At 70.8% G+C, this 6369-nt stretch carries 4 protein-coding genes and 1 pseudogene; 2 read left to right on the top strand and 3 right to left on the bottom strand.

Annotated features, from left to right (window positions below; genetic code table 11):
• A pseudogene (locus STRIP9103_RS47715) lies at positions 1 to 192 on the top strand (thiamine pyrophosphate-binding protein); the annotation flags it as partial.
• A gap of 2 nt (positions 193 to 194) precedes the next feature.
• Here STRIP9103_RS47715 and STRIP9103_RS39045 read toward each other — a convergent pair.
• Both STRIP9103_RS39045 and STRIP9103_RS39040 read right to left on the bottom strand, forming a co-directional pair.
• Positions 195 to 1103 carry a hypothetical protein gene (locus tag STRIP9103_RS39045; RefSeq protein ID WP_009336846.1) on the bottom strand — a complete coding sequence of 303 codons (909 nt, stop codon included), beginning with the start codon at positions 1101 to 1103 and terminating at the stop codon, positions 195 to 197.
• A gap of 81 nt (positions 1104 to 1184) precedes the next feature.
• On the bottom strand, positions 1185 to 3152 hold the full coding sequence (locus tag STRIP9103_RS39040; protein ID WP_009336844.1) for an acetoacetate--CoA ligase: 1968 nt from the start codon (positions 3150 to 3152) through the stop codon (positions 1185 to 1187).
• 213 nt (positions 3153 to 3365) lie between these two features.
• Here STRIP9103_RS39040 and STRIP9103_RS39035 point away from each other — a divergent pair, with 213 nt between their 5' ends.
• Positions 3366 to 5732 (top strand): glycoside hydrolase family 31 protein, encoded by a 2367-nt coding sequence (locus STRIP9103_RS39035; protein WP_009336843.1) that lies wholly within the window; start codon positions 3366 to 3368, stop codon positions 5730 to 5732.
• A gap of 13 nt (positions 5733 to 5745) precedes the next feature.
• Here STRIP9103_RS39035 and STRIP9103_RS39030 read toward each other — a convergent pair whose 3' ends face one another.
• Positions 5746 to 6282, bottom strand: a complete 537-nt coding sequence (locus STRIP9103_RS39030; protein WP_009336845.1) for an NUDIX domain-containing protein — start codon at positions 6280 to 6282, stop codon at positions 5746 to 5748.
• Between the last annotated feature and the right edge of the window lie 87 nt (positions 6283 to 6369).

The following is a 6369-nucleotide window of genomic DNA, read 5'->3' as shown; positions in this document are numbered from 1 at the left end:
GCCGGCGCGCGATTCGTCGCCGCCCGGCACGAGGGCGGCGCGGCGACCATGGCCGACGCGTACGCACGCACGAGCGGCACCCTCGCCGCGCTCACCGTGCACCAGGGCCCCGGCCTCACCAACGCCATGACCGGCATCACCGAGGCCGCCAAGAGCCGCACCCCGCTGCTCGTTCTGGCCGCCGCCTCGTCCCATCAGTGGGTGTGCCCGTGCGTGGCCGTGCCTCCTTGGCCGAGATCGTCCCCGAGGTCGGGTGGGGTGCAGTAGTCGACTCCGGATTCCGGGGAGATGAGATCGCCGGATTCCATGTCGGTGCAGTAGGCGTCGAAGACCTCTCCCGCGGTGAGGGGTTCGAGGCCTTCGCCGCGTAGGCGCCAGCCGTAGACCCGGTCGGTGGTGTCCGGGGCGCTGGTGCGCATGACGAGTCCGCCGGGGCTTCGGGTGGCGATGCCGAGGGCCAGGACGGTGGCGAACTCCAGCGCTTCGGTCTCGTCGAGGTGGGTTGTCCCATCGGTGTCACCGTCGGCGTGGAGGACGGCGACGAGTGCCTGGGGTTTGGACGAGACGCTGCACACGAGGTGGCGTTCGCCGGGGGCCGCGGTGTCGAGGATGCGGGTCAGCAGTTCCATGGCGCGGGCGAAGGAGGCGCGGCCGATGTCCTCGCCGCAGGAGGCGCAGTTGCCGATCTGGGCGAGGAGTGTGGTGGCGTACTCCCAGGTGGCCTGGCGGACGGCTTCGCCGATCAGCTCGGGGACGAGTTCGGCGAGGGGTTGTCCTTCGTAGGGGACGATGGCGCCTGTGGCCGCCAGTTCGGCGGTGAAGCGGGTTCGGCTGGACGGGGTGTCCGGTTCCAGGCCGGTTTCGGCGCAGAACTCGACGTATTCCTCCGGGTCGAAGAGGGCGACGGTGGTGTGGGTGCCCTGCGCGGCTAGTGTCCTGAGCAGGGCTTCCACTTGCTGGAGGTACGTCGTGTGATCGTCGAAGGTGAAGCTGCGGTAGCGCCGCATCGCGGTGAAGTCGTGCTCGTCGGCCAGCAGGCCGATCGTGCCGGCGATTTCGCGACGCAGGACCTGTCGCATGCTCTGGTGGCTGGTGTGTGCCATGTTTCCCCCTGTGCGAGCAGTCGATCAATGCTCACTCACAGTAACGGGCGGCACTGACAACGCCTTCCGGCCGAGGGGCGGTCAGCCTCGTTTGCGGGCCAGTTCCTCGTAGAAGCGCAGGAGGTCGAGGTTGTCGACGGAGCCCGGGTTGACCGCCTTTTCCATGGGGGTGCCTTGGAGGAGGCGTTTGACGGGGACCTCGATGCGCTTGCCGGTGAGGGTGTGGGGGACGCCGGGGACTTCGATGATCTCGTCGGGGACGTGGCGCGGGGAGAGCTGTTCGCGGATGGTCTGCGTGATGCGGTTCAGGAGGGCCTCGTCGAGGACGGCGCCGGGGGCGAGGTGCACGAAGAGGGGCATCCAGTAGCCGCCGTCGGGCTGTTCGATGCCGATGACGAGGGATTCCTTGATTTCGGGGAGTCGCTCGACGGCCTCGTAGATGTCGGCCGACCCCATGCGGACGCCTTGGCGGTTGAGGGTGGAGTCGGAGCGGCCGTGGATGACGACGGAGCCGCAGGAGGTGAGGGTGATCCAGTCGCCGTGGCGCCAGACGCCGGGGTAGGTGTCGAAGTAGCTGTCGTGGTAGCGGGCGCCGTCGGGGTCGTTCCAGAAGTAGATCGGCATGGACGGCATGGGGTTGGTGACCACGAGTTCGCCGACTTCGTCGGTGAGGGGCTTGCCGCTGGGGTCCCAGGACTGGAGGTCGGTGCCGAGGCCGGGGGCCTGGAGTTCGCCGATGTGGACGGGGAGAGTGGGGACGGCTCCCGCGAAGCAGGAGCACACGTCGGTGCCGCCGCTGACGGAGGCGATCCAGAGGTCGTCGCGGACCTCGTCGTGCAGCCAGCGGAAGCCGTCGGGCGGGAGCGGGGAGCCGGTGGTGCCGACGCACTGGATGCGTGAGAGGTCGTAGTCGCGGCCGGGGTGGATGTCCGCCTTGCGGCAGGCCATGACGTACGCGGCGGAGGTGCCGTAGAGGGTCGCGCCGGTGCGTTCGGCGACGCGCCACTGGGCGCCGGTGTCGGGGTAGCCGGGGCTGCCGTCGTACAGGACGATCGTGGTTCCGGTGAGGAGGCCGGAGACGAGGAAGTTCCACATCATCCAGCCGGTGGAGGTGTACCAGAAGAACCGGTCCTCGGGGCCGAGGTCGCAGTGCAGGCCGAGCTGTTTGAGGTGCTCGATCAGGATGCCGCCCTGGGACTGGACGATGGCCTTGGGGAGGCCGGTCGTGCCGGAGGAGTAGAGCACCCACAGGGGGTGGTCGAACGGGACCTGTTCGAAGGTGGGTGTCACGTCCGCGGAGGTCAGGGCGGACCATTCCAGGGCGCCCTCGGGGGCCTCGGTGCCGAGGAGTGGGATGTGCACGACGGCACGGAGGGTGGGCAGGTCGCGGCGGAGCTCGGCGACGATGTCGCGGCGGTCGTGCTCCTTGCCGCCGTAGCGGTAGCCGTCGATGGTGAACAGGACGACGGGTTCGACCTGTTGGAAGCGGTCGAGGACGCTGCGGGCGCCGAAGTCGGGGGCGCAGGAGGTCCAGACGCCACCGACGGCGGCCGTGGCGAGGAGGGCGACGACGGCCTCGGGGACGTTCGGGAGGTAACCGCTTACCCGGTCTCCTGGGCGTACGCCCAGGGCGCGCAGTTCGGCGGCGAGGGAGCCGACCTGGCGGCGTAGTTCGGTCCAGGTCACGGGTCGTGGTTCGTGGGTTTCGTCGACGTGGAGCAGGGCCGGTTCGTCGGCACGGGTGTCGGCCGCGCGCAGGGCGTGTTCGGCGTAGTTGAGAGTGGATCCGGGGAACCACTGGGTGCCGGGCATGGTGCGGTCGCCGAGCACGCGCGCGTAGGGGGTGGAGAAGCGCACGTCGAACCACTCGGTGACGGCTTGCCAGAAGGTCTCGAGTTCGTCGACGGACCAGCGGTGCAGGGCCGGGTATCCGCCCTCGGCGGGAGCTCCGTGGTGCTGGGCCGCCCAGGACTGGAACTTGGTGATCTGGGCCCGGGCGATGCGCTCGGGGTCGGGCTGCCAGAGCGGCGAGGGGTTCGCTGAGGTCATGGGGCGGCTCCCGGACTGTACGCGTGGTGTGCGTCCGGCACGCACGAACAGGGGTGACGCGGGACGCGGGCTGACACGGACGATGCCATGTGATCGACTTCCGCACCAGGGTGCGCCTCAGATGGTCGGGCACGTGAAGATGTGACGTCACCAAGGGTGAACGGAAGTTGAACGACTCACCCGAATGGCCCGGTCAGTGGCAGGCTGAGCAGCATGAACGGTCGTGACCTGGTGCGTTCGGTGAAGGGGATCGGTTCAGCGGGGGCTGCTCAAGGGCTGCGCACCGTACGGGCCGCATGGCGCAGGAGGCGTGCCGACGCAGCCGGCTTGCCGATGCGGGGCGCCGAGCGCGCGCGGGTGCCCGGTCCGGTGCGGGACGTGGAGCCGGGGCCGGGTGGCGGGACGGTCCGGTTCAGCCGGTCGGAGTTGAGGGTCACCGTCGACGTGAACGGAGCCGTCTTCTGGGGCTGGGACGGGGCCGGGCCGGAGCCGTCGTACGCGCTTGCCGGCCGGTGCCCGGAGCCGGATCCGCGGGCCGTTCTGGAGCCGGACAAGGACGGTGGCTGGCGGGTCGTGGCCGAGCGGGTGACGGTCGTGGTGTCGCGGCACGGCGCCGTCGAGGTGCGTACGCCCGGTGGAGTGACCCTGCGGCGTGATCTGCCGCCCCGGTGGTGGGAGCCGACCGGCGGGGGCGAGGCACGGTGGATGCAGCGCTCCGAGGTGCCCGCCGACGCGCGGTTCTTCGGTCTCGGCGGGCGGGCGGCCGGGCCCCGGCTGCGTGATGGAACGTATCGACTGTGGAACACGGACCCCGGTCATGTGTTCGCACCGGGTGACGATCCGCTGTACATCACGATGCCGGTGCAGATGGTGGTGGCCGACGCGGGGACGTATCTGGTGTTCCACGACACCACGTGGGACGGCACGGTGACGTTGCGGGAGGGCGAGGAGGGCGCCGGGTCGGGGCACGACCGGGCGGGTGCGTCCGAGGTGCGGATGGACGGCGGCCCACTGCGCTGCTGGGTGATCGTGGGCACCCCCGCGCGCGTGCTGCATGCCTGGGCGGCGCTGACGGGGGCTCCGGCGCTGCCGCCCGCGTGGGCGCTGGGGCACCATCACGCGCGGTGGGGCTTCGGCAACGAGGACGAGGTGCGGCGGATCGTCGCGGGCTACCGGGAGCACGGGCTGCCGCTCGACGCGATCCATCTGGACATCGACCACTACGACGCCCACCAGGTGTTCACGGTCGACGCGGAGAACTTCCCGAAGCTGCCGGACCTGGCCGACGAGTTGCGGCGGGACGGGATCCGGTTGGTGTCGATCGTCGACGCGGCGGTCAAGACGCAGCCGGGCAGCGCCGTGTACGACAGCGGGACGGCCGAGGACGCGTTCGTACGGGATGCCACCGGGCGGGTCCTGGAGGGGGTCGTGTGGCCCGGGGAGTCGGTCTTTCCGGACTTCACGCGTGCGCGTACGCGCACGTGGTGGGGCGGTCTCTACGAGGAGCGGCTCGCGCAGGGCTTCGCCGGGTTCTGGCACGACATGAACGAGCCGACGTCGTTCACGGCGTTCGGGGAGAACACGCTGCCCCGGTCGGCGCGGCACGACCTGGAGGGTCGCGGTGGTGACCACCGCGAGGCGCACAACGTGTATGCGCTGTGCATGGCCAGGGCCGGGTACGAGGGGCTGCGCGAGTTGGCGCCGCAGCAGCGGCCGTTCGTCTTCTCGCGCTCCGGGTGGGCCGGAATGCAGCGCTATGGAGGCACGTGGTCGGGGGACGTGGCCACGGGCTGGCCGGGGCTGCGGGCATCGTTGTCGCTGGTGCTGGGGCTCGGTCTGTGCGGGGTGCCGTACTCGGGGCCGGATGTCGGCGGGTTCGACGGGCACCCGTCGCCGGAGCTGTATCTGCGGTGGTTCCAGCTCGGCGCGTATCTGCCGCTGTTCCGCACGCATGCGAGTCTCAAGGCGGGGCGCAGGGAGCCGTGGGAGTTCGGGCTGGAGGTCGTCGAGCATGCGCGCCTGGCGCTCGTAGAGCGGCGGCGGCTGCTGCCGTACTTCATGACGCTGGCCCATCTGGCGCGTCGTACGGGGGCGCCCTATGTCCGCCCGGTCTGGTGGAGCAGGCCCGAGGACAGGGCCCTGCGTGACTGCGAGGACGCCTTCCTGCTGGGTGACTGTCTGCTGGTGGCTCCGGTGCTGGATCCGGGTACGGACCGGCGTGCGGTGCAGTTGCCGCGGGGGCGCTGGTACGACGTGGTGACCGAGAAGGCGTACGAGGGGCCGGGGCAGGTGCTGTTGGAGGCTCCCCTGTCACGGATTCCGGTCCTCGCGCGCGCGGGTGCCGTGCTGCCGGTCCAAGGCGCCGATGGCGGCCTGGAGCTGGAGGTGTGGGCACCCGCGCGCGGGCGTACGGGGCGGGGGCTCGTGGTGCCGGACGCGGGCGACGGCTGGGACGAGCCGGAGGTCGAGCGGTACACCGCGAGCTGGGAGGGGTCGCGTGTGGTGGTCGTGCGGGACGGGGACGAGGGTCCGGTCGAGCCCGCGTACCCCGTGCGGGTACGGGGGCTCGACCGGGTGTGAGCCCGGGTGCGGCTCAGACGTAACGGCCGTCGAAGAACGCCTGTACGGCCAGGGTATGCAGCGGGAAGGCGAGTTCGGTGGGTCGGCGCAGCAGGTGCCAGCCCTCCGTCTCGTCCGTCTCGGCGGGCGGTGGCAGGTTGGCGGCCGGGCGCTCGGGGAGCAGCCCGAACAGGAGCAGATGGCCGTCGGGTGAGCTCATGGCGTCGGCGAGCCGGACATCCCGGTCGGCCGCGTTGATGCCTGTCTCCTCCTTGAGCTCACGGACGACGGCGTGCCGCCAGTCCTCCCGGTGGTCGATGAACCCGCCGGGCAGGGCGGTGCCCCCGCGCGCGGGAGCGATGGTCCGTGTGATCACGACGAGGGCCGTGCCCTTGGTGTCGTACACGGGCTGCAGGGCCACCGCCACGGGGAGCGGATTGCGGTAGGCCACGGTGCGGCAGGCGTCGCAGGTGCGCGGCCAGCCGGAAACGCCCTCTCCGTAGGGCGCTCCGCAACTCGAACAATGTGAGTCGGGTGCGGAGTTGGCGGTTGGGTGTTGATTTGCGGACACGCGGCGGACTGTATCCGATCATCTGCTGGTCGTCTCACGCGGGCGACTCAATGCGCCAAAGCATCCGACGGCCGGTACGGGCGAGGG

Source organism: Streptomyces ipomoeae 91-03 (genome assembly GCF_000317595.1).
GTDB classification, from domain to species: Bacteria; Actinomycetota; Actinomycetes; order Streptomycetales; family Streptomycetaceae; genus Streptomyces; species Streptomyces ipomoeae.
The sequence above is the reverse complement of the archived record's forward strand: the minus strand, read 5'-3'. Positions and strand labels throughout refer to the sequence as shown.

Excerpts from the sequence above, each read along its gene's own strand:
- STRIP9103_RS39045 (WP_009336846.1), bottom strand. The coding sequence starts at position 1,103 with ATGGCACACACCAGCCACCAGAGCATGCGACAGGTCCTGCGTCGCGAA.
- STRIP9103_RS39040 (WP_009336844.1), bottom strand. The coding sequence starts at position 3,152 with ATGACCTCAGCGAACCCCTCGCCGCTCTGGCAGCCCGACCCCGAGCGC.
- STRIP9103_RS39035 (WP_009336843.1), top strand. The coding sequence starts at position 3,366 with ATGAACGGTCGTGACCTGGTGCGTTCGGTGAAGGGGATCGGTTCAGCG.